At 36.8% G+C, this 22,459-nt stretch carries 25 protein-coding genes and 1 riboswitch; of the genes, 10 read left to right on the forward strand and 15 right to left on the reverse strand.

Features of this window, described 5'->3' with window-relative positions; all coding sequences use genetic code 11:
• Genes rsfS through NYE61_RS03325 form a run of 7 tightly spaced genes read right to left on the reverse strand, consistent with a single transcriptional unit; the run spans position 1 to position 4,326 of the window.
• A complete protein-coding gene (gene rsfS / locus NYE61_RS03295; RefSeq protein WP_303447281.1) occupies positions 1-357 on the reverse strand; it encodes a ribosome silencing factor in 357 nt (118 codons plus the stop codon).
• Entirely contained in the window at positions 347-934 is a 588-nt protein-coding gene (yqeK, locus tag NYE61_RS03300; protein WP_303447282.1) for a bis(5'-nucleosyl)-tetraphosphatase (symmetrical) YqeK, read from the reverse strand. The genes rsfS and yqeK overlap by 11 nt, the downstream gene beginning before the upstream one ends.
• Complete coding sequence (locus tag NYE61_RS03305) at positions 912-1,490, reverse strand: nicotinate-nucleotide adenylyltransferase (protein ID WP_303447283.1); 579 nt, start codon at positions 1,488-1,490, stop codon at positions 912-914. Before NYE61_RS03305 ends, yqeK begins: the two co-directional genes overlap by 23 nt.
• A 57-nt stretch (positions 1,491-1,547) precedes the next feature.
• A complete protein-coding gene (gene yhbY / locus NYE61_RS03310) occupies positions 1,548-1,838 on the reverse strand; it encodes a ribosome assembly RNA-binding protein YhbY (protein WP_303447284.1) in 291 nt (96 codons plus the stop codon).
• Positions 1,839-1,843: 5 nt separating this feature from the next.
• A complete protein-coding gene (gene aroE / locus NYE61_RS03315; protein ID WP_095307083.1) occupies positions 1,844-2,689 on the reverse strand; it encodes a shikimate dehydrogenase in 846 nt (281 codons plus the stop codon).
• An 18-nt stretch (positions 2,690-2,707) separates the two neighbouring features.
• On the reverse strand, positions 2,708-3,808 hold the full coding sequence (yqeH, locus tag NYE61_RS03320) for a ribosome biogenesis GTPase YqeH (protein WP_095307084.1): 1,101 nt from the start codon (positions 3,806-3,808) through the stop codon (positions 2,708-2,710).
• Between the two features lie 2 nt (positions 3,809-3,810).
• Positions 3,811-4,326: a YqeG family HAD IIIA-type phosphatase gene (locus tag NYE61_RS03325; protein ID WP_095307085.1), complete on the reverse strand. Its 516-nt coding sequence runs from the start codon at positions 4,324-4,326 to the stop codon at positions 3,811-3,813.
• A gap of 445 nt (positions 4,327-4,771) precedes the next feature.
• On the opposite strand from NYE61_RS03325, the gene NYE61_RS03330 reads away from it, so the two are divergent.
• The 9 genes from NYE61_RS03330 (at position 4,772) to NYE61_RS03370 (ending at position 12,627) form a co-directional block, all read left to right on the forward strand.
• Positions 4,772-4,912 (forward strand): sporulation histidine kinase inhibitor Sda, encoded by a 141-nt coding sequence (locus NYE61_RS03330; protein WP_095307086.1) that lies wholly within the window; start codon positions 4,772-4,774, stop codon positions 4,910-4,912.
• A gap of 290 nt (positions 4,913-5,202) precedes the next feature.
• Entirely contained in the window at positions 5,203-7,620 is a 2,418-nt protein-coding gene (locus NYE61_RS03335) for a Na+/H+ antiporter subunit A (RefSeq protein ID WP_303447286.1), read from the forward strand.
• Positions 7,617-8,051, forward strand: a complete 435-nt coding sequence (locus NYE61_RS03340) for a Na(+)/H(+) antiporter subunit B (protein WP_118889116.1) — start codon at positions 7,617-7,619, stop codon at positions 8,049-8,051. Before NYE61_RS03335 ends, NYE61_RS03340 begins: the two co-directional genes overlap by 4 nt.
• On the forward strand, positions 8,051-8,389 hold the full coding sequence (locus NYE61_RS03345) for a Na(+)/H(+) antiporter subunit C (protein ID WP_095307089.1): 339 nt from the start codon (positions 8,051-8,053) through the stop codon (positions 8,387-8,389). The genes NYE61_RS03340 and NYE61_RS03345 overlap by 1 nt, the downstream gene beginning before the upstream one ends.
• Entirely contained in the window at positions 8,382-9,866 is a 1,485-nt protein-coding gene (locus NYE61_RS03350) for a Na+/H+ antiporter subunit D (RefSeq protein WP_303447287.1), read from the forward strand. The genes NYE61_RS03345 and NYE61_RS03350 overlap by 8 nt, the downstream gene beginning before the upstream one ends.
• A gap of 5 nt (positions 9,867-9,871) precedes the next feature.
• Positions 9,872-10,348, forward strand: a complete 477-nt coding sequence (locus NYE61_RS03355) for a Na+/H+ antiporter subunit E (protein ID WP_095307092.1) — start codon at positions 9,872-9,874, stop codon at positions 10,346-10,348.
• Positions 10,348-10,623, forward strand: a complete 276-nt coding sequence (locus NYE61_RS03360; protein ID WP_095307093.1) for a Na(+)/H(+) antiporter subunit F1 — start codon at positions 10,348-10,350, stop codon at positions 10,621-10,623. The genes NYE61_RS03355 and NYE61_RS03360 overlap by 1 nt, the downstream gene beginning before the upstream one ends.
• Positions 10,616-10,957 carry a monovalent cation/H(+) antiporter subunit G gene (gene mnhG / locus NYE61_RS03365; protein ID WP_316246654.1) on the forward strand — a complete coding sequence of 114 codons (342 nt, stop codon included), beginning with the start codon at positions 10,616-10,618 and terminating at the stop codon, positions 10,955-10,957. The genes NYE61_RS03360 and mnhG overlap by 8 nt, the downstream gene beginning before the upstream one ends.
• A 191-nt stretch (positions 10,958-11,148) precedes the next feature.
• Positions 11,149-12,627: a UDP-N-acetylmuramoyl-L-alanyl-D-glutamate--2,6-diaminopimelate ligase gene (locus NYE61_RS03370; protein ID WP_303447290.1), complete on the forward strand. Its 1,479-nt coding sequence runs from the start codon at positions 11,149-11,151 to the stop codon at positions 12,625-12,627.
• Between the two features lie 234 nt (positions 12,628-12,861).
• Here NYE61_RS03370 and NYE61_RS03375 read toward each other — a convergent pair whose 3' ends face one another.
• From NYE61_RS03375 to NYE61_RS03385, 3 genes are all read right to left on the reverse strand, one after another.
• A complete protein-coding gene (locus NYE61_RS03375; RefSeq protein ID WP_303447291.1) occupies positions 12,862-14,358 on the reverse strand; it encodes a sodium:pantothenate symporter in 1,497 nt (498 codons plus the stop codon).
• Between the two features lie 104 nt (positions 14,359-14,462).
• Complete coding sequence (locus tag NYE61_RS03380; RefSeq protein ID WP_095307097.1) at positions 14,463-15,830, reverse strand: LLM class flavin-dependent oxidoreductase; 1,368 nt, start codon at positions 15,828-15,830, stop codon at positions 14,463-14,465.
• Positions 15,831-15,898: 68 nt separating this feature from the next.
• Positions 15,899-16,564: a carboxymuconolactone decarboxylase family protein gene (locus tag NYE61_RS03385; protein WP_095307098.1), complete on the reverse strand. Its 666-nt coding sequence runs from the start codon at positions 16,562-16,564 to the stop codon at positions 15,899-15,901.
• Positions 16,565-16,684: 120 nt separating this feature from the next.
• A riboswitch (SAM riboswitch) is annotated at positions 16,685-16,791 on the reverse strand.
• A 495-nt stretch (positions 16,792-17,286) separates the two neighbouring features.
• Between NYE61_RS03385 and sigK the strand changes: the two genes are divergently transcribed.
• On the forward strand, positions 17,287-17,991 hold the full coding sequence (gene sigK / locus NYE61_RS03390) for an RNA polymerase sporulation sigma factor SigK (protein WP_095307099.1): 705 nt from the start codon (positions 17,287-17,289) through the stop codon (positions 17,989-17,991).
• A gap of 85 nt (positions 17,992-18,076) precedes the next feature.
• On the opposite strand, the gene mtnN is transcribed toward sigK, so the two are convergent.
• The 5 genes from mtnN to NYE61_RS03415 all read right to left on the reverse strand — a co-directional run bounded on the left by mtnN (position 18,077) and on the right by NYE61_RS03415 (position 22,454).
• Positions 18,077-18,766 carry a 5'-methylthioadenosine/S-adenosylhomocysteine nucleosidase gene (gene mtnN / locus NYE61_RS03395; protein ID WP_303447293.1) on the reverse strand — a complete coding sequence of 230 codons (690 nt, stop codon included), beginning with the start codon at positions 18,764-18,766 and terminating at the stop codon, positions 18,077-18,079.
• A 24-nt stretch (positions 18,767-18,790) separates the two neighbouring features.
• Positions 18,791-19,450 (reverse strand): YrrS family protein, encoded by a 660-nt coding sequence (locus NYE61_RS03400; protein ID WP_303447294.1) that lies wholly within the window; start codon positions 19,448-19,450, stop codon positions 18,791-18,793.
• A 342-nt stretch (positions 19,451-19,792) separates the two neighbouring features.
• Positions 19,793-20,035, reverse strand: a complete 243-nt coding sequence (locus NYE61_RS03405) for a hypothetical protein (RefSeq protein ID WP_095307103.1) — start codon at positions 20,033-20,035, stop codon at positions 19,793-19,795.
• 105 nt (positions 20,036-20,140) lie between these two features.
• Positions 20,141-21,520 carry a type VII secretion protein EssB/YukC gene (locus tag NYE61_RS03410; protein WP_303447295.1) on the reverse strand — a complete coding sequence of 460 codons (1,380 nt, stop codon included), beginning with the start codon at positions 21,518-21,520 and terminating at the stop codon, positions 20,141-20,143.
• Between the two features lie 25 nt (positions 21,521-21,545).
• Positions 21,546-22,454: a serine/threonine-protein kinase gene (locus NYE61_RS03415; protein WP_303447297.1), complete on the reverse strand. Its 909-nt coding sequence runs from the start codon at positions 22,452-22,454 to the stop codon at positions 21,546-21,548.
• Positions 22,455-22,459: the final 5 nt, after the last annotated feature.

The raw sequence follows: 22,459 nt of genomic DNA on the forward strand, positions 1-22,459 counted from the left end.
TTAGCCTTCCTGACCAAGTTGTAAGGCTACGCGAGAAGCATCTCCCCATAGACGTTCTAAATTATAATAATTCCGTTCATCCTTGTGAAAAATATGACAAACAATGTCTCCAACATCGACAAGAATCCAGCGTGCGGATTCAAATCCTTCAATTCGCTTAACATGAATTCCATTTTCATCCATCACATCTTTGATTCCACGTGCTATTGCCTGCACCTGTCTTTCATTGTTACCATGACAGATTAAGAAATAATCCGCGACTAATGATACTTGATTCATATCTAAAGCAATAATATCTTCAGCTCGTTTATCATCGCAAGCTTCAGCAATTAAATCGATAATTTCTTTATTTTTCATATAAGGAACTACCTCCAGTAATTTGTCTTGTTAAATCATTATACGCATGAAAACTATCTGGATAAACGGTTACGTTTTTAGACATTAAATAGGTTATTGTATTTTTGGATGCCATCCAACACGCCTGTGTTAAATCCTGCTCAGCAATACCTCTAACTTTGTCTATTCCCGGAAAAGATCTGCCCGGCTCGATATAATCCGCAAGAAAAATAATCTTGTCAAGTTTGCTCATCCCAGCCTTACCCGTCGTATGGTACTGAACAGCACTTTGAATTTCCTTATCCACAATACCGAATTCCCTCTCTATCAAAATAGCCCCAACTGGTCCATGCCATAGTTCATGATGATAATCGAGAAGATCTTTTGGAAGAGTGGATTTCCTTATCCAGCGCTCCATCTCGTCAAGTGAACGGTATTTTGCATAATCATGAAGAATAGCAGCAAGCTCTGCCTTCTTTGGTGACGCTTCATAGAGATGAGCAAGCTTAACAGCAGTCTCTGCAACACGCTGCGTATGCTCAAACCTTTTCACTGTTAAATGGGGTTTTACTTTTTCAGTTGCTTCTGTTATATTCATACAAATCTTTCTCCTTAATGTAGGAAATGACAGGTTCTGGTACAATGTAATGAACCGACCGCTTCCTACGCAACCAATTTCTCAACATCGATGATGAGATATCAATCATTGGAATATCGATTTCCGTAATCGGATATTCTGTAACAAGCTGATATCCCGATCGCTTCACCCCCACAAAGCGTACAAGTGAAAATAATTCATCTACTTTATGCCAATTCGGTAAGTATTCAACCATATCTGCGCCAATAATAAAGTAAAACTCTTTTTCAGGGTGCAACTTTTGCAATTCTTTCATTGTATCTACAGTATATGATTTACCTGTACGTTCTATTTCAATTGTATTCACTTTAAAGTGAGGATTGCTCTTCGTCGCTAAGTGCAGCATTTGAATACGATCCTGTGCACTTGTCTTGGATGCTGTTTTATGCGGAGGTGTATAAGTAGGGATAAACCAGATTTCCTGAAGGTCCATCGCTAACCTTACTTCCTCAGCAATCAATAAATGACCTAAATGCGGGGGGTCGAATGTTCCACCCAATATTCCAATCCGTTCCATGTCAAACTCCTCTACCGTTCATTCTTGACAAATGTTAGTAAACCGAACACTTGGATCTTATGGTAATCTTAGTTGTTTATTTTCCTTTGACTCTTTATAAAGCACAATTTGATTTCCGATGATTTGAACAATATGAGCATCCGTCCCATCAGCAATCTGCTCAGCAACAGCGTCCTTATCTTCCATACAATTTTGTAGCACACTTACTTTAAGCAATTCTCTTTTTTCTAATGCTTCTCCTATTTGTTCAATCATATTATCATTAACACCAATTTTTCCAACCTGAAATATTGGCTTCAGATGGTGCGCTTCAGCTCGTAAAAAACGTTTTTGTTTACCTGTTAACATAAAAATTATCTTCCTTCCAAAATAGTTTGTAGTTGTAAATCCAAATCATCCATAGGTACCTTTTGGTTTGTCCAAATTTCGAAAGCATATTGTGCTTGGTACAATAGCATAGTATGCCCATAGTGTATAGCAGCGCCATTCTTTTCTGCTTCTTTGAGAAATTTTGTTTGTAGCGGCTGATAAACAATATCACTGGCAATTGCATTTTCTTTCACCTGGCTAAATGAAAGAATGGAAGTATCAACATTCGGTTTCATTCCTACGGACGTTGTTTGGATAATTAAATCATAATTTCCTATTCCCTCTTCAGCCTCTTTTAAAGATACAACTTTCGTATTACTTGATAGGGTGGCGAGCTTTGCTATTTCTTCTGCACTTGCCTTCGTTCGGTTTGCGATATCAATACAATCAAACCCAGCTCTATCCAGTGCATAGTATATTCCTCTTGCTGCTCCACCAGCACCAATCAACAAAATACGTTTTGATTTGTTCTGAAAAAAGGTAGGATATTTGCTTTCTAATGATCGCAGATATCCGATTCCATCTGTATTATAGCCAATCCATTTTCCCTCTCGATATACAACCGTATTTACAGCCCCCATTTGCTTCGCTGTATCATCAAGCATATTCAAATATGGAATGATCTCTTCTTTATATGGCACTGTAACATTAAAACCATCTACTTTTTCTTTTTTTAAGGTTAGTACATTTTCGTCAAATGATGCATCAGGACTAATCTCATGCAACGTATAAGTTCCTTTTAGATGTGTCCGCTCCAGGAATTTATTATGTATCCATGGAGACAAGGAATGCTGTATCGGATAACCAATCAGCTTTAAGCGATAATCCATCATTCTCCCTCCCCTTGATTACAACAATGACTTGCGAATTGTAACGGAAACGCCTTTCGGACTATGCGCAGCTACTGTCGTGTCACTACCTGAAATACTTACCCAGCCAAGCCCTGGAAAAACAATATCCGTTTTCTCCCCGTTCAATTTAAACGTACTCTCGGTAAGTTTTGGTAACTGCTCTAACGTGGTCTGATTCGGCGGTGATAATAATTCTCCTACATGGTTTTTATACAATTCATCTGCATTTTCTAGTTTGGTCCGGTGAATCGGAAGCTCGTTTGAGAAATAGCAAACAAAAGACTGCCGATCTCCTTTAATAAAATCAATTCGAGCCAACCCTCCAAAATAGAGTGTTTGTCCATGATTAAGCTGATATATTCTGGCTTTTATTTCTTTTTTTGGCGTAACGATTTTCAAATCTTCATCCGATAAATAGTGAGTTAATTGCTGTTTGTTGACAATCCCTGGTGTATCAATCAATGCGCTGCTATCATCCAGCGGTATTTCGATAAAACCTAATGTGGTTCCCGGGAAATAGGAAGTTGTAATGACGTCAGTATATCCGCTTGATTGTTTAATTAAACGATTAATAAAAGTAGACTTCCCAACATTGGTAGTTCCAACAATATAAACATTCTTATTTTCACGATAGGCATCGATTTGCTGCGAGAGCTCTTCAATTCCTGATCCTTTTGCAGAAGAGATTAAGAAAACATCTTTCACTTTTATTCCTATTTCTTTCGCTTCTGAACGCAGCCACTGAGTAAGCTTGTTCTGGTTCGTTGATTTGGGCAACAGATCCACTTTATTCCCTACCAATATAATTGGATTATCGCCTGTTATTCTTGGGAGGCTTTTAATTAAGCTTCCATTAACATCGAAAATATCGATCATATGAACAACAAGACCATTTGCATCTCTAATCGTGCTGACCATTTTTAGAAAATCATCATCCGTGATTGCAACATCCTGTATTTCATTGTAATGCTTTAAACGAAAGCATCTCTTACATAATACCATTTCTTTATTTAATGAGGATGCTGGTGTATAACCAATCTTTTCTGGATCAGTTGTCTGAATTTCAGCTCCGCATCCTTGACAATAAATAATTTCCAAATCTATTCCTCCCAGCTAATCTTTCCTTTTCTGCGCATGTAATTTAGAATTCTCCGCTCGATTTTTCGGTTAATCCTTGTAATTTTTCCATCTGTTTGAACGATAGGAACAACAAGAATCGTATAGAATCCAGCGAAATTTCCTCCGAGCACATCTGTCAGGATTTGATCCCCGACTACTACAATTTCCTCTCTTTTCAGACCCATCTCTTTCGCTACTGTTTTAAATGCACGACCTAATGGTTTTCTTGCACTATACACAAAGGGCGTCTCAAGTGGCTCCGAGAAAACCTGTACCCGTTCTTGATTATTATTTGAAATAATAGTCACTTTAATATCATGATCTTTCATCAGTTTAAACCACTGAATAATTTCAGGAGTAGCATTTTTTACATCCCAAGCTACAAGTGTATTATCTAAGTCCGTAATAATCCCTTTGATACCTTTTCGCTTCAGAATTTCTGGTTGTATGTCGAACACGCTTTTTACATGTTCGTTAGGCAAAAAATTCGATAACATCCATTACACCTCAATATAACTGCAAATCAGTTCATTTTTTATCCAATACCACATTATACCCTAATCGTATAATAACTTACTAGAGATTTAAAGCAGTTGTTCAAAAAATCTCCCCCTTTTGAACAGACATTCAAAGCGCAAGCAGTTTAGTTTGCACATTTAAGTGTAACTATTATTTATATGAAGTTTTCCTGCTTTGCATTCGTTGTTTATCGCTAAAATCCGAAAGAATCGTTCGACAAATTCATACAATTTTCTAATTGTGGATAACTTTATCAACAATATTTGTTGTTCTCATATTAGCAACATCAAGCATTCACAAATCCTTATACACAAGTTATCTACAGGTTGATGTAGATAACTTGCGCCTTGTTCTTACTGTATAATCATGTTAAATTATTAATAGATTCAGCAAGCAAATTCTAAATTTTAGGAGGGCTGTATTATGGAAAATTTATCAGATGATTTACTATTAGAATCCTATTATACAGCATGTGAATTAAATTTAAGCCCTGACTTTTTATCGCTATTTGAAGAAGAAATTCACAAAAGATGTCTAACACAAAAAATTAAACGTTCAGGTTAACAAAGCATAATATAAGAAATAAAAGGCCACAACCCTATTCATGTAAGGGTTCTGGCCATTTTTTATTTTCCAAACTATTAACCCTCTGTTAAAATCTCTTCCTATTTAAAAGGAACTGTAAGATGCTGAAAATTGACGCATTGTAAGACATGCAACTCACTTAAAATTAGGTTATACTGTAAAAAGGGTCAAAATTCATCCGACATTTGTTAAGTAAATATAAAAATCTGGACCTTATTTCATTCTACTTAGAACGGTTGTTCAATTTCTAAATAAAGGAGGAATTTTATTTGACAGCTTTACATTGGGCTACGATTTCCCCATTTTTATTAGCCATTCTCATCCCGTTCATGTACAAATATGTACGCAGGATACATACGGGCTGGTTTGTATTAATATTACCGCTCGTTTTATTTATTTACTTTCTATCCTTTTTACCTGTAACAGCGAATGGGGACGTTGTTCTACGCTCTGTACCTTGGGTTCCTTCACTTGGAATCAGCTTTGATTTATACATAGACGGGCTTAGCTTATTATTTGCATTACTAATATCAGGAATAGGTACACTTGTAGTTTTATATTCTATCTATTACTTATCTAAACATAAAGAAAAACTCAATAACTTCTATGTTTACCTATTGTTATTCATGGGCGCAATGCTAGGAGTCGTTTTATCAGATAACTTGATCGTCCTTTATGTATTTTGGGAAATTACAAGTATTTCATCGGCTCTCCTTATTAGCTATTGGTTCCATCGTGAGAAATCTACATATGGAGCACAGAAATCTATGTATATTACCGTTTTTGGCGGGCTTTCCATGCTAGGTGGATTCTCACTGCTTTATGTCATGACAGGAACGTTTAGTGTTCGGGAAATTATTGCAAATGTTGACCTTGTTGCAACTAGCTCACTATTCTTACCTGCAATGATTTTAATACTACTCGGCGCATTTACCAAGTCGGCACAATTTCCATTTCATATTTGGCTACCTGATGCAATGGAAGCCCCAACCCCTGTTAGTGCTTATCTGCATTCGGCAACGATGGTTAAAGCTGGGATATATTTAGTTGCCAGAATGACACCTATTTTTGGCGGTGCTGCCGAATGGTTCTGGATTATTTCACTTGTCGGATTAACAACACTCATATGGGGTTCAATTTCAGCGGTAAGACAAAAGGATTTAAAATCTATTTTGGCTTTCTCTACGGTAAGTCAACTAGGGATGATTATGAGTCTGCTTGGAGTCGGCTCTGTTGCCTATTATTTTAATGATGGAGATAATGCACTCTATACAACTGCAATCTTAGCTGCTGTTTTCCATTTAATAAACCATGCGACATTTAAAGGTAGTTTATTTATGACAGCAGGCATCATTGATCACGAAACAGGTACACGTGATATTCGTAAGCTTGGTGGTTTAATGACACTCATGCCGATTACTGCTACTGTTTCTTTAATCGGGTTAGCAGCAATGGCCGGACTACCGCCGTTTAATGGCTTTCTCAGTAAAGAGCTTTTCTTTACTGCAATGGTAAACGTAACTGAATACGGCATTTTCAGTGTGGAAACATGGGGAATAGTTTTACCTGTTTTGGCGTGGATTGCTAGCATCTTTACATTTTTATATTGTGCTATTCTTTTCTTTAAAACGTTCACCGGAAAATTCCAGCCTGAAAAGCTTGCAGTCAAACACGTGCATGAGGCTCCAATTGGGATGCTGATCAGTCCAATTATTCTGGGTTCACTTGTAGTTATTTTTGGTTTATTCCCAAATATTCTTGCTTACACATTGATTGAACCGGCTATGGCTGCCATTCTTCCAGGTATTCTAGAGCCAGGAGAGCAATTTTATGTGAACATTTACCATTGGCACGGGTTTATTCCAGAACTGTGGATGACGATTGGTGTCATTGCTATAGGAACCGTTCTTTTCCTAACCATGAAAAAGTGGTCACAGTCTGCTTTTTATCAACATGAGCAAGATATATTTAACCATGTATATGACAGTGGCTATAATGGATTGATTAAAGGTTCACAAGTACTTACCAGAGCACAAATGACAGGAATGTTACGGGATTATTTTCTTTATATGTGTACGTTCATCGTCCTGCTCATCGGTTATACGATGTTCCGTTACGATGCATTTGCAATCAATACGGATAACTTGTCACCAATTGATCCTTATATGTGGATCGTTGCGATTCTATTAGTAATTTCTGTTGTAGCTGTACCATTTATTAATAATCGAATTACAGCTATTATTGTGGCGGGTGTTGCCGGTTTCTTAGTAGCACTAATGTTTACGATATTCCGTGCTCCTGATTTAGCATTAACACAGTTATTAGTAGAAACAGTTTCTGTTATCTTGTTTATGCTTGTTTTCTACCACTTACCTGAACTTCGTAAAGAGAAGATTAAACCGTCGTTTAAACTCATTAATTTAATTGTTTCAATTGCTGTAGGTGTTATGATAACTCTCGTTTCACTGAGTGCATTCGCTCTAGGCAGTGAAACAGATTTCACTTCCATTGCAGCATATTTTATTGAGAATTCCAAGGTTTTAGCTGGTGGATACAATATTGTCAACGTTATTCTCGTCGACTTCCGTGGACTTGATACGATGCTTGAAATCCTTGTATTAGGAATTGCAGCTATTGGAGTGGTATCAATGATCAAATTGCGACTAAAAGGGAGTGAAGATGTGTGAAACAAATGAGACCAAATGATATGATGTTACAAGTCTCTATGCGGCTCATAACATTAATCATCTTTGCTTTTTCATTCTACTTATTCTTGGCTGGTCATAATAATCCAGGTGGTGGTTTTATCGGTGGATTAATGACAGCAAGCGCTATTTTAGTTTTATATTTAGCTTTTGATATGAAAACAATTAAGAAGGCAATACCTTTCAATTTCACGACCATGATCGGCGTTGGATTGCTGTTCGCTGTTTTTACGGGAGTCGCATCCATGTTATTTGGATTTCCGTTCTTAAAACATTTCTTTGATTATTTCCAATTTCCGATCTTTGGCGAGGTAGAATTAACGACTGCACTCCCATTTGATTTAGGAGTGTATCTCGTTGTAGTCGGAGCTGCCTTAACAATTATTTTAGCAATTGCGGAGGATGATAAATAATGGAAGTACTAATGTCAATTGTAATAGGTATCATCTTTACCGTAAGTGTCTATTTATTCTTGTCGAGAAGTATCATACGCGTTATTTTAGGAACTTTACTGTTATCTCATGGTGTGCACTTACTACTGATCACGATGTCAGAACTTCAGCGTGGTGCACCACCACTATTAAATTTAGATGCCGATGCCTATACAGACCCATTGCCACAAGCTCTCGTCTTAACAGCGATTGTTATTGCTTTTGGAGTTACTTCGTTTCTTTTAGTAATGGCTTATCGGACGTATAAAGAACATAAGACAGATGATTTAGAAGAATTAAGGGGATCTGCTGATGAATAATTTAATTATCCTTCCGATAATTATTCCATTTATTATCGGAGCTGTATTAATTATATTCCCAAAACACCATCGCCTTCAGCGAGTGGTGAGTGGGTTCACTGCTGTTGGGATGCTGTTGCTGTCAATCTATTTAGCAATTGTTGTCTATCAGAATGGGATTATTGTTTTAGAAGCAGGAAATTGGTCTGCACCATTTGGTATTGTACTGGTTGCTGATATGTTTGCAACATTAATGATCTTACTTACCAGTCTATTAAGTGCAGCTTGTTTATTCTTTGCATTTAAAACCATTACACCACAGCGTGAGAAGTTTTACTTTTATCCTTTCTACTTTTTCTTGCTGGTTGGGGTAAATGGTGCTTTTTTAACAGGTGATATATTTAACTTGTTTGTATTTTTTGAAGTAATGCTGTTGTCCTCTTACGCTCTTATTGTTAACGGTGGGACAAAATATCAGCTTCGTGAGTCATTTAAATATGTCATTATAAATGTTTTTGCCTCAGCGCTATTTGTCGTTGCAGTTGCATGGCTATATTCTGTGACAGGCACACTAAACATGGCTCATATTTCGGAACGAATTGCTGAACTTGAACAAACTGGAGTGGTAAATGTCATTGCGATTATGTTCTTTATTGTATTCGCATCTAAAGGAGCCTTATTCCCACTTTATTTCTGGCTTCCAAAATCATACTTCGGTCCACCTGCTGCTATCGCTGCCCTGTTTGGAGGCTTGCTAACAAAGGTTGGTATTTATGCTATTATTCGTGTATTCACATTGGTTTTCTACCACGAACCGAGCTATACACATAAAGCTGTTATAGTTACAATTGCTGGATTTACAATGTTGTTTGGAGTGTTAGGTGCAGTTTCTCAATTCGATTTCAAACGAATACTTTCTTATCATATCATTAGCCAGGTTGGCTATATGGTAATGGGACTTGGAATCTTCACCCCTCTAGCAGTTGCCGGTGCAATTTATTATATTGTACATCATATGATTGTGAAAACCGCTCTCTTCTTATTTGCAGGAGCTGCTGAGCGAGTTACTGGTACAACGGATTTGAAGAAAATGGGTGGGCTGCTTAAAACGCACCCTGTATTATCTTGGTTGTTTTTTATTAGTGCTATTTCACTTGCTGGTATTCCGCCTTTCAGTGGTTTTTTCAGTAAGTTCCCGATTATTTTAGCTGGTTTTCAGGAAGAACAATATATTATTTCCGGTGTTGCTTTACTAGTCGGTTTACTAACCCTTTTCTCTATGATGAAGATATTTAGTTATGCTTTTTGGGGAAAACAAAAACATACAAATGAACGAGCAAAGCTGCCTATCGGTAAACTTTTATTACCAATTGCGCCTCTCGTAGCACTAACAATCATTTTAGGTATTGCTGCTGAGCCTATTTTCCAATATTCGTTACAAGTAGCTGAACAAATCATGGATCCATCAATTTATATTGAATCTGTTCTGAAGGAGTAGTTGCTATGGCTTTCCAAATTTTAGTCAATATAATAATTGCCGTTACATGGATGTTTCTACAGAATAGTTACACGGCTACTAGTTTTCTTTTTGGATACATAATAGGAATTATTATATTGTTCATCCTGCGCCGTTTTCTTGTTTTTAATTTTTATATGAATCGAGTGTGGGCAATTATTAAGTTGATCATGCTTTTCATTATCGAGCTCATTAAAGCTAATCTTGATGTCATTAAAATTGTTCTAAGCCCAAAACTTAATAATCAGCCTGGAATTGTAGCAGTAGAAACGAGATTAGAAACGAATGTTGAAATAACCTTACTTGCTGCACTTATTTCCTTGACACCTGGTACTGTATCAATGGATTTCTCAAGCGACGGAAAGACTATTTATATTCACTCTATCGATGTACCGGATAAGGAAGATATGATCGAACAAATTCGTAACTCATTTGAACGAGCGATCATGGAGGTGACGAAATAATGTTTCAAGTTATTCTTTATTTTTCACTTTTAGTATTATCAATTTCTTTGGTTCTGTTCTTAATAAGAATAATTAAAGGTCCCTCCACTCAAGATCGAATACTTGGATTGGACTGTATTGGAGTAACATTAGTTGGTTTTATCGGGATTATCATGATCCTTCAAGAAACCATTGCATACTCCGACATTATCCTTGTGTTAAGTATTCTGGCTTTTGTTGGAACGGTGGCCATGTCAAAATTCATGGAAAGAGGTGCTGTCTTTGACCGTGATTGAGATTATTACGAGCATATTCATTTTAATCGGTACGTTTTTCACTATTTTAAGCGCAATTGGTGTCATTCGCCTTCCGGATGTATATAGTAGAATGCACGCTGCTGGTAAAAGTTCAACCCTTGGGGTTGTCACATTGATGCTAGCTACGTTCATCTATTTCATTCCGACAGGTATAATCAACGGAAAGGTTTTGCTAGCCATTCTATTTCTGTTTATCACAGCACCTTTATCAGCGTTGATGGTTAATCGTTCTGCATATTACAATGGGGTACCTCTCGCTAAAAACAGTATACAGGACGATTTAAGAAAGAAATTTGAACAAGATAAAGAATAAAGATAAATCTTATTCGTATTGATAAAGAATTAAATTTTAAAAAATGGATCATCACAAGCTGATGATCCATTTTTTAATTTCCTCTCCTGCTTCATATGTAAATTCTCGATTAAAAAATAATAGAAACGGGAATACCTATGGTTAGATGAATTTATTCGTTTTGTTAACACTGAATAGAGAGGTTTTCCACGTTGAATACTTACGAGTTACTAAGCAGCTTAAAAATAAAATCAATATATGGTGCACTACCAGAAGAAGTCCATTCCATTGAACAGGATTCCAGAAAAGTTAAAAAAGAATCATTATTTGTTTGTATTAGAGGCTTCCGATCAGATGGTCATTCTTATTATTCACAAGCCATTCATAATGGAGCAACAATTATTATTGCAGAAGAAAAACTTCCTATTGACCTTACAAAGTTTGCTTTAGTTATTGTAAAAGATACTGCAAAAGCACTGGCAATTCTTGCAAATAAGTTTTATCATTATCCTTCAAACAAAATGACTGTGTACGGTGTGACTGGAACAAATGGTAAAACAACAGTCACAACACTAATTAAGCAGTTACTTGAAAAGAATAATCAGCAAGCTGCATTGCTTGGTACAAATGGAATTGATCTTCTAAATGAATCCGTAGAAAGTGATAACACCACATGTGATGTACTAACGAATCAAAAAATACTTCATAGAGTAGCCGAGCACGGAATGGGTCACATAGTTATGGAAATATCTTCTCATGGTCTCGCACAAGGAAGGCAACGTGGAGTTAATTTTGATGTAGTAACTTTTACAAACCTTTCACAGGATCATCTTGACTATCACAAGACGATGGAGCAGTATGGCTACACAAAAGGTCTCCTTTTTGCGCAGCTTGGAAATAATTTGACAGAAGAAAAAAATGTTATTCTAAATCGGGATGATCCGTGGTATGAGATATATAATGGCATGACACCATTTGAAGTAATTTCTTACGGCATTTATAACGAAGCTGACTTTCGAGCAACCAATATTATCTACTATGAGGACCATACCTGCTTTACATTAGGATCTCCAGAAGGGAATTTTCCCGTCACTACAAAATTAATTGGCGAATTTAATGTATATAATGTAGTAGCTGCAATCGCAACCGTATATAGTAAAACAATGATTTCTGTAAAAACGTTAGTCCGCTCACTCGCTAATATAGCCCACATAAATGGCAGAATGCAAAAGCTCGACCTTGAAGCACCAATATCAATTTACATTGACTACGCACATACCCCAGATGCGATAGAAAAAGTAATCGCTTCTGTCCAACCATTTAAGCAGAATCGTATTCTATTAGTGGTTGGTACCGGCGGAGATCGAGATGAATCGAAACGTCCCATTATGGCTGAGAAAGCATCTGTAGCTGATTTTGTAATTTTAACAATTAATGACTCAAGATATGAGGATTCTAATGCTATCTTAACGGATATGGAACAAGGAATGAAGCACAATAATTATATCTGCATTCCGAATCGAAAGGCTGCCATAAGCCTTGTTATCGACAAGAGTGAACCTGGAGATATTATTATCATTGCTGGTAAAGGGCTTGAGAAGTATCAAATCACAGAAGATAAGAAACACCCGCATAGTGACAAGGAAATCGCAATACGAAATTGTTCGATTAAGTATAATCTAAGTGTGTAGATCTAGAATCAGTAAGGACTAATTTACATTCAAACTGCAAACATACAACAAATTGCCTTAGGCTCTATCAAAGATCCCAGGGCAATTTGTTATTTAAAGAAAAGGTTAATCTTTTCCAAAGTACCATTTCCAAAGAGAAAAACCAACAATAGCATATATAGCAATTAGACCATATAGCCAAACTGTTAACATTTCATTAACAAACAATCGCTTCTCCCCCATTCTCTAATCCATTCACTTTGCTTCTTGTATACTTTCATATTCTTGGTCGGGTTCCTTAAAGATTTTTGACAAAATCAATATGACTGCGATTCCAATAAATGTTGCTACTGCACCGGCAGACATTGTACTGGGGATGATCCCGCCAAAATATAAGATAAGATATGATAATAATCCAATAAACATCGATCCTTCTGCTGCGCGTGGAGATACTTTCCTTTTAGCATAAACAGCATACAAGATTGGACCGAGGGTCCCCGCTGCTACACCTGAAATCCCAATCCACATGACGTCCCCCATATACCTTGGTGGGTTAAGCACAAGCAGAAATGCTGCTAATCCGACTAGTGGAACACTCCATCTGCTAATGAGAAGAGCGATTTGTTGCGCCTTTTCTTCACTCACATTTACATATCCGCGTTTCACTAGAAATTTAAGAAAAATATCATTAGCAAATACGGTTGAAATCGATACAAATAACCCATCAGTCGTTGACATAGCTGCAGCAAGTATAACTACACCAAATATCGCAACAAAAATTGCTGGGAATGCCCATGCGATATACTCCATAAGGGCTAAGTCAGTTGTTTCTGTTCCACTACCAATAGCTACTCTGCTATACAATCCACCAAACAGTACTAACACACATAGGGAAGCTGTTATAACATAAACTAAAATCATTTTTCCTAAATCACTTTCTCTTTTCAAACCCAATACCTTATTAAATAAATGGGGTGCCGAGGCAAAAGCCCACTGGATTGTTATGGCACCTATTACCGGTCCGATTGAATAAAAATGTAGTGATTCCGGATTAAAAACCTTAACAAGGTTACCATCCTGCGCAGCTAAATTATCAACAATACCTGCAAAAGTTGAGGTGACTCCCCCATCCCAAAATATAACAATCCCTGAAATAAATACTGCTAATCCAGCAATAGCCATCATAATTACCTGTACAGCATCTGTATAGATATCCGCAAGTGCGCCACCTGCAAACACATATAACACCACAATAGCCGTAATAAGAATCAAACCTGTTGAATAATTCATACCAAGCAGATACTCAAATATCCTTGCACCAGCTACAAATTGCGCAGCTATGTAAAAAATATTAAAAAGTAAAATTAACCCTGTTCCCACTCGCAAAATATCACTATTATAAAAATCGCCAAGCCAGTCTGGTAATGATAGTGATTTTTGTTTGGTATTCAACTTTCTTACCTTTTTTGCAACCATTAGCATTCCTATTGGGCCGCCACCTATCATTGCTAAGAAAAGCCATAAGTTAGATAGACCCCAGTCATAAGACCATCCTGGATATCCTAGAAAGGTTGCAGCGCTCAAATAGGTTGCAGCAAAAGATAGGCCTAAGATGACTGGTCCTAACGTTGTTCCTCCAGTTGCAAAATCACGGACATTTTTCGTTTTTCTGGCGCCAATATAACCAAGAAAAAGCATAACCACAAGAAAGAGTGAAAAACCTATCCATGTATATAATGTGGTAGCTTGCATGCACTGACCCCTTTCTCTGAATTATCAGCTAATTAATCGTAGTAAAAACACTATGTGCTTGGTTTTTGAATGTAAGTATAAGAATTTAAAAATACCATCACACCTTATACATGTAATTTCAATTTTCTTGCCGGATGATTGTTGGGCAAATATGGACTTTTGGTTTCAAAAAGATTTTCTCTTAATGTATTACCTTCGTAATCTGTTCTATATATTCCTCGCCTTTGTAATTCAGGTACAACATGGTCAACAAATTCCCGAAAAGTTTCTAATGAATACGATTGTGCAATATTAAAACCATCTACGTTAGCCTCAACAGCCCATTTCTGTAATTTATTTGCTATTTGTTCTGGTGTGCCAATAAATTTTGCCGTGCCATTGCCTAGACCATGATTTTGAAGTGCCTCACGAAGTGTCCACCTTTTTTGGGGATCCTTTGTATACATGTCTAAATTCCCCTGTACTGCTTCTGTTTCCATATCATCTAAATACTGATCCGGATTATATTTAGATAGATCGATACCTGTATGCCCAGAAAGCAATGCAGCTGTCCCCTCATAACTAACAAGGCTTTTTAATTTCTCGTATTTAGCAAATGCTTCTTCCTCTGTAGAACCAATAATGGGAAGAACCATTGGAAAAATACGAATATCCGTTGCATTTCTTCCCTGCTCTACTGCACGTTTTCGAATATCTGCAGCGTAATTTTTCATTGCTTCCAGTGAATGTCCCTTTGTGAAAACTGCTTCAGCGTGTTTGGCTGCAAAATCTCTTCCTCTCGAAGAAGCACCAGCTTGAAAAAGTACTGGAGTCCGTTGTGGTGATGGCTCCGTCAAATGTGGACCAGGTACATGATAAAATTCACCTGTGTGATCGATCGTATGTACTTTTTTAGGATCTGCAAAGGTATCCGTCTCCTTGTCATAAACAACCGCTTCGTCTTCCCAGCTGTGTTCCCATAACTTGTAAACGACTTCAAGAAATTCATCAGCACGGTCATAGCGTAAATTTTTAGGCAATCTACCTGACAGGCCCAGATTAATTGCCTCACTCTCTAAATACGATGTGACTACATTCCAAGCAATTCTTCCTTCTGTCAAATGGTCCAGTGTTGAAAGCTGGCGTGCAAGTGCGTATGGCTGGGCATAGGTTGCTGAAATCGTTGGAGCGAATCCGATGTGCTTTGTGACCGCTGCCATAGCTGCAATTGGCATTAATGGATCATGTGCCGGCAATTGCACAGCATGCTTAATTGCAGCATCATGATTACTACCATAAACAGAATACGTGCCTAGCACATCGGCAATAAATACGGCATCAAATTTTCCTCGCTCTAACACTTGCGCTGTTTCTGTCCAATAATGAATTCGATTATGAAAAGCCCCCTTATCTTTTTCATGTTTCCATAACCCCATGGAATGAGGCGATGGTGAATTTTGTACAAAGCCGTTCAGATGAATTTGTTTTTCCAACTGGAACACTCCTCCTATAAATTTGCTTAGATATGGCTTTACTGCTCGCACGATTATCAGAAACAATACTACTCGTCAAAAGCGTTTAAGGCATTTACACTATGTGCGATTGCCGATCCAGCTTTCAGTGCTACAGCAACAAAAATTGCTTCAGAAATCTCTGCTAAGTTTGCTCCTGTATTTTTTGCATTTTTCGTATGCAAATTAATACAATACGCACAACCTGTTGTATGTGCACAAGCAACTGCAATTAACTCTTTTTCTTTTTCACTTAAGTTTTCTGCTTTTATGGAATGGTGATCAAAATTTAAAAATGCCTTAAAGGTTTCATCGTTCAACTTAGAAAATTCCTTTATTCGGTTGAAATACGATGCTTTATACAATTCCTCGTCACTATTTCCATCGTAAGCATTTAGTGCATTTACTCCATGTGCCGCAGCTGATCCCGCCTTTAATGCTGTTGCAACGAAAATCGCCTCTGCCACCTCTTCCTTACTTGCTTTCTGCTTTTTGACATTTTTCACATGTAAATCAATACAATACGGACATCCAGTAATGTGTGCCACAGCAACTGCAATTAATTCCTTTAACTTTACGGATAATTCCCCTTCAGCCAATGCTCGATTATTAAAAGCAAAAAATGACTCGAAGGCATCTGGTGCATATTTCTTTAGTTCCTGAAGCCTTCCAAAATAATCCTTTCTGTACAAGCTATCTGTTTTTGTTACACCCATTTTCTTCGCTCCCTTTTCAAATTTACCTATTCATCGCAATATAATCTTTCCCATGATATTACTTGGTTTTTAATCAAATGAAAAAACCTCTTCTGATGAGGAAGAGGTTCTAAATCACTCATCTCATCTTTCAAGCATTTGCTTGCTGGAATTAGCACCTTGTTACATCATTGTAACGGTTGCCGCAGGATCGTAGGACCAGTTCCTCCCCTGACTCTTGATAAGAAAAATCATATTCAATTAATAGGAATTGTTCACATCATACACCTGGTAACGAATCATGTCAACTCTGTTTTTTGAATTTAATACAAAAGTTAGATATTTAGTGCAAGATGACGTTCATTTGACCTATATGAAACTATTTATTGTAACGTGCTCATTCCAAAGTTATATCGTCAAAATCTATTGCTTTGCTAGCTCCTGTGCTACTCCAATAATCCAATCCTCTTGACCACCTACTGCACCCATTTATTGGATGCGATGAACGTTTTTTTAATCTTATCGCTAGTATGTAATATAGGTACGAGTTACAAACCAACCTTTATCTTTTCACAAAGTATTTGATGAATAAGTCCGTTATCAAATCAACTAAAACCTTAAAAAGCCTGTTTCCATAACAAATTTTCGTGGACAGACACGAATCCTCTCTTTAAGTCATAAAGATGTTATATAGGCAAAAGCCCAATCTTGAAGCAGACTGTTCACTTAGGAGGTGATTGCGTTTGTCCGGGATTTTATCTGTGCTTGCTCTTCTAATTAAGGAAGCCCTCTTTTTTGTTTCTTATGTAAAAAACCATGCATTCCCGCAACCATTACCCTCTGATGAAGAAGCGAAATACATCGAGGAAATGCAAAATGGAAGTGAAACAGCCAGAAACAAACTTATTGAACATAATTTAAGACTCGTTGCTCACATTGTAAAAAAGTTTGAGAATACTGGTGAGGATATGGAGGATTTAATTTCAATTGGAACCATTGGTCTTATAAAAGGGGTCGAAAGCTTCTCAACAGATAAGGGAACAAAATTGGCAACATATGCTGCTCGTTGTATAGAAAACGAAATATTGATGCACCTTCGCGCATTAAAAAAGGTGAAAAAAGACGTTTCCTTGCACGATCCAATTGGTCAAGACAAAGAAGGCAATGAAATCAGTCTAATTGATATTCTTGAGGCAGAGAATGATAATGTAATTGAATACATCCAATTGAATATGGAGATCGCCAAAATGCAAAAGTATTTTTCTGTTCTCGATAAACGAGAGCGAGAGGTAATTGTTTATCGCTATGGATTAAATGACTATAACGAAATGACACAGCGAGAAATCGCAAAAAAGCTAAACATATCACGAAGCTATGTCTCACGAATTGAAAAAAGAGCGCTCATGAAAGTGTTTCATGAGTACTATCGAAAAGAGCGCAATAATTAATTTGGAAGGCTTCCAAATTATAAAAAAGCCCAGAAACATGAATTTATCATTGTCTCTGGGCTTTTGCTTTTTATTTAATTCTCGTTTATAAACTCTTAACTACAGCGATAATGAGCTGGGCTGCATTTTTAGCCGCTGTTTCAAGAAATTGATCAAACGAGATGGACGATTTTTTTCCGGCAATATCAGATAATGCACGAATAATAACAAATGGCTTGTTATACTGATGGCAAACCTGTGCAACAGCTGCTGCTTCCATCTCTGAAGCAAGCATCGTCGGAAATTTTTCATGAACAAATGCAACACGCTCGGGATCTTCCATAAACGAATCACCAGTTGCAATAATTCCCTGTTCACAATTTATATCCATATTTTTTACTGCAGCTACTGCTTTTTCAACTAACGTTTTATCTGCCTCGTACATTGGAGGTAGTCCAGGCACCTGTCCATAGCTATAATTAAAGGAAGTTACATCAACATCATGATGTACAACCTCAGTAGAAATGACGATATCTCCCACTTCCAGATTGCTAGCAAAACCGCCAGCAGATCCTGTATTAATAACATGTGTTGGTGCAAAACGTTCATGCATGATGGTAGTAGCCATTGCCGCATTCACTTTCCCAATCCCTGACTTTAACAGAACTACAGATTTATCCTGTAATTTCCCTTGAACAAATAAGCAATTTGCTACTGTTTGTTCTTGTTTTTCTGTCATCTGGTCTAATAATAGTGCAACCTCTTCATCCATTGCACCAATAATTCCGATTGTCATACTATATCCTCCATCAATCTACTTCTATTTTTTATCATTTTCAATTAGAATTTCAACCTTCGTAGGCTGCCATCCTTCATTATCAACCCACGATAGAAATACTCGAAATACTTCCGTTTCTGCTGTGTCAGATACAGTAGCAATTACCTTTTGATCGCCACCATTTTCAATCCACCATTCAATCATATCATCTCCGGTTAAACCAGTAGCTTGTGTAATTGCTCTTCGCATTTCGATTCGATCTTGTGAGCCTTCATCAAATGTTGTTGTATGTGGACCTTCTTGTTCAGTTCCAACAGGTGACCAATCTCCAGTATATGCTTCTGCAACATTATCATCTGAAGGTTCAGCGGTCTCTGTTTCAATTTCCTCATCAGCATTATTTTCTTCATTTTCATTTTCAGCTTCCTCGTCTGAAGCTAAATCATTTTCGCTTTCTTCCTGTTCAGGATTATTACCCTCAGCGTCCTCCTCATCCTCTTCCGTAATTAGAAAATCTGAGGATTCATTTTCATTTTTTCCTGTTTGCTCTTCAGTTTCATCATCGCCACCGCCAAATAACCACATACCAAGCAATATGATGATGAGAAGTGCACCAGCGATAAGGAAAATGGAAATTAATTTTGTGTTTTTTCTGCGTTTTTCAAATTTGTTTAAACGTGAATGTTTGTCTGATTCACTCATTTCATTTCCCCCTTCCTAAAGTTCATGTTCAAAATAAAGAATAACATAAGTTTATTACATCTGTTACGGGAAAATCAACCGAACTCCCAATGACATACTGATAGTTTATTGAATATCATCTATCTCTATTATAGTATCATACCATATATAATATGCTGATTCATATACATCAATCACTTTTTGCTTTTACGGTTCTTATGTCGATAAAAACCCTTTTGATAAACACTTCTTTTGTATATCGGACCGATAATGATAGGTATACAGAAAGCAACCTCTCCAGCATTATCTGCGTGAAAAACAGTGGTTCTTTGCGAAAAAGAGCATATGTTATATATTATTCATTTAATCAGATCCATAAGTTCTTCGTATTGGTCCCCATATCCATCCTACCAATACTAGGAAAATACCTAACAGCACTACAATAGGTATGACAGTAGCTGTTATAACACTGTCAACAATCCCTGTTTGAAGCAATAGATCTCTAAAGAATATAATTACCCATAGTATTGACTCAAAAATAAAGCGAAAGATAGGCTCAATTATACCTCTGACAAAATCAATTATGGTTGCAAAAAAATCAGCCATTCATGAATCCCTCCTTCTAAATTAATTAAAGCTGTATAATGCAATATTATACAGCTTTCTCGATGTATCAGTACCAATTTACGCAGTAAAATTCAGATTTACACATTAATTAAGGTCATCAATCTGATCATCAATTTTCTCGATTGCCTCTTCTTTTTCATCTTTATCCAAATCATCATTTGCTTCAATCAGCTTTTTTTCCCTTTTCAGTGCTGTAATGTGAAGCTTTTTATTATCAAGATCTTTTGCTAGTTTAATTGCTTCCTCTGTATCATCTAATTGAATATAACTTCTTGCTGCTAATAATTTTGCACGCTTGTTATCTGCTAATGCATCATGAAGCGTTACAACTTCCTCATAAGATTTATTGATCCAAGCTTGTTCAATTTGTACCTCGGCCAGACTGGATTCAATTGCTAAAATTGCTTCTTTTGCCTTATCTGAATTCTTTGCAACAAGTGATTTTATAACCTCTTTATGATAAGCTTCCCCCAGGCCAGCTGCAGCTGTAAGACTTTCAACAGTATCTAATTCAATATATTGTTCCATTAATGTACGTTCTGCACTTTCATCCAGTTGATTTGCTGATTCAAATTGCGTAATTGCTTCTTCAGTATCTCCTACAATCGTAGAACGATATGCATGCATAACGGTTCGGTTATCATCTAGTAACTGCTGAATCTCTTTATTTTTCTCAGTTAGCATTTCGATATTCTCCGCCGACTTCGCTTCCCCTTCAGCTGCTGCGGAATTTACTTCGTTGTTAAGTGGAATAACTTGAATCACATAAATGACAAGCATCCCAATAATAAGACCGAGAAGCACTCCTGACAAGAGCGTCATTTTTTTATTCGGATTTTGCGTTTTTTCAGCTTGCTGCTTAATCGGTGGCGGTGCAGGTGATCTTTGTTCCGTATGAAGGATTTGTTTTAAATCACTTATTGACTGAACGCGACGAATACTTTCTGCAATCGGCTCATTAAATTTCAGGCCGGCCAGCTTTTCGCTAATTTCATTAAATTGATAGGAACTGTAAACGTATAACAAAACCCTCTTCAGTTCTTCTAAAAGCTCAGCTGTATTCATTTCCTCTTTTGGAAAGACAGAACGAATTCCTCGGTGAGCAAATTTAATATCACCTTCTGCATTTACATAAATATTTTCCGGATGAACCAATGTTGTATACTGGGTACCAATCAAGCTCTCTATCTTCAACATGTTCAATGCAGCTTTTTTCTTTAATTCATTGGATACATGCCTATAATCTTTTAATTTTTTATAATTGCTTTCTTTTTTATAAAATATCCGAATGATTTGCTGTTCAACTACATAATGCTGACATTCAAAAAACAAAGCATCCTTTCGTTTCAACTCTTCAAGCTGCTCTGCTTCTACTAGATTCGTTTCCGCTATTGGTATTTCATATACGACGACATCATCTTTTTCCTCAATCGTTCCAAATTGCAGCTTTTCTTGCTCTGCCATGCATGTTACCTCCTCAAATTTTAGTTTAGATAAATGAAATGATAATGTAACCAATTAATAAAATCGATATCGATACAATTGAAATGGGACGAATAATCGACCAATCCCACTTTTGGCTCCTTTTATTTTCCCATTCTTCTTTTGCTTTTAGCATTAATATCTTTGCCTCTCGAGCATCTTGAAGGCGATCTTCTGGCTGGAGTTCAACTAATTGTGTAACACATCTATCAAGACTTTTGGGAAGCCTTTTATGTAATTTTTTGATTGGCTTTTGAACGATATAGACATATTTCCCTTGGGATAATAAGTAATATAATAATGCTCCGAGTGAAAATAAATCAGTTCGCGTATCGGTTTGTTTTTTTTCAAATTGTTCCGGGGCTGCAAAACCAACTGTGCCAACTTGAACGGTGTCCTTCATCCGATTATGCTGAAACTTCCTTGCAATTCCGAAATCAATTAGCTTTATCTCTCTATCCTTATTGATCATAATGTTTCCTGGTTTAATATCTCGATAAACAATAGGAAATGGTTTCTGTGTATGTAAATAGTGAAGTACATCGCACAGCTGTACTCCAATTTTTATGATCGTATCTACTGACAATTGATTATTGTATAGCTGAAAGTAATCCGATAATGACACTGCATCAATGTATTCCTGAACTAGGAAGAAATAATTCTCTGTTGAGAAAAAATCAATGACACGTGGCAAGTTAGAATGTTCTAGTTCACTTAGCAGCTTTGTCTCGTCAATTAATTTGGATGCTAGCTTACTTTCCATATTTGTAATTTTTACCGCCCAGCGCCGATTTGTATCGTTCACTTCCTCAACGAGATAAACTTCTGACATACCGCCTGAAGCTATATGTGACAGAACGTGGTATTTTCCATTTAAAATATCGCCTTTCTTAATATGGATATTATGTTTATTCATCGCAA

The sequence above is a fragment of the Oceanobacillus sp. FSL W7-1304 genome (genome assembly GCF_037969805.1).
GTDB classification, from domain to species: domain Bacteria; phylum Bacillota; class Bacilli; order Bacillales; family Amphibacillaceae; genus Oceanobacillus; species Oceanobacillus profundus.

Bases quoted from the DNA above. Each gene is read 5' to 3' on its own strand.
- rsfS (WP_303447281.1), bottom strand. From the start codon at position 357: ATGAAAAATAAAGAAATTATCGATTTAATTGCTGAAGCTTGCGATGAT.
- yqeK (WP_303447282.1), bottom strand. From the start codon at position 934: ATGAATATAACAGAAGCAACTGAAAAAGTAAAACCCCATTTAACAGTG.
- NYE61_RS03305 (WP_303447283.1), bottom strand. From the start codon at position 1,490: ATGGAACGGATTGGAATATTGGGTGGAACATTCGACCCCCCGCATTTA.
- yhbY (WP_303447284.1), bottom strand. From the start codon at position 1,838: ATGTTAACAGGTAAACAAAAACGTTTTTTACGAGCTGAAGCGCACCAT.
- aroE (WP_095307083.1), bottom strand. From the start codon at position 2,689: ATGGATTATCGCTTAAAGCTGATTGGTTATCCGATACAGCATTCCTTG.
- NYE61_RS03325 (WP_095307085.1), bottom strand. From the start codon at position 4,326: ATGTTATCGAATTTTTTGCCTAACGAACATGTAAAAAGCGTGTTCGAC.
- NYE61_RS03330 (WP_095307086.1), top strand. From the start codon at position 4,772: ATGGAAAATTTATCAGATGATTTACTATTAGAATCCTATTATACAGCA.
- NYE61_RS03345 (WP_095307089.1), top strand. From the start codon at position 8,051: ATGGAAGTACTAATGTCAATTGTAATAGGTATCATCTTTACCGTAAGT.
- NYE61_RS03350 (WP_303447287.1), top strand. From the start codon at position 8,382: ATGAATAATTTAATTATCCTTCCGATAATTATTCCATTTATTATCGGA.
- NYE61_RS03355 (WP_095307092.1), top strand. From the start codon at position 9,872: ATGGCTTTCCAAATTTTAGTCAATATAATAATTGCCGTTACATGGATG.
- NYE61_RS03360 (WP_095307093.1), top strand. From the start codon at position 10,348: ATGTTTCAAGTTATTCTTTATTTTTCACTTTTAGTATTATCAATTTCT.
- NYE61_RS03375 (WP_303447291.1), bottom strand. From the start codon at position 14,358: ATGCAAGCTACCACATTATATACATGGATAGGTTTTTCACTCTTTCTT.
- NYE61_RS03385 (WP_095307098.1), bottom strand. From the start codon at position 16,564: ATGGGTGTAACAAAAACAGATAGCTTGTACAGAAAGGATTATTTTGGA.
- mtnN (WP_303447293.1), bottom strand. From the start codon at position 18,766: ATGACAATCGGAATTATTGGTGCAATGGATGAAGAGGTTGCACTATTA.
- NYE61_RS03400 (WP_303447294.1), bottom strand. From the start codon at position 19,450: ATGAGTGAATCAGACAAACATTCACGTTTAAACAAATTTGAAAAACGC.
- NYE61_RS03405 (WP_095307103.1), bottom strand. From the start codon at position 20,035: ATGGCTGATTTTTTTGCAACCATAATTGATTTTGTCAGAGGTATAATT.
- NYE61_RS03410 (WP_303447295.1), bottom strand. From the start codon at position 21,520: ATGGCAGAGCAAGAAAAGCTGCAATTTGGAACGATTGAGGAAAAAGAT.
- NYE61_RS03415 (WP_303447297.1), bottom strand. From the start codon at position 22,454: ATGAATAAACATAATATCCATATTAAGAAAGGCGATATTTTAAATGGA.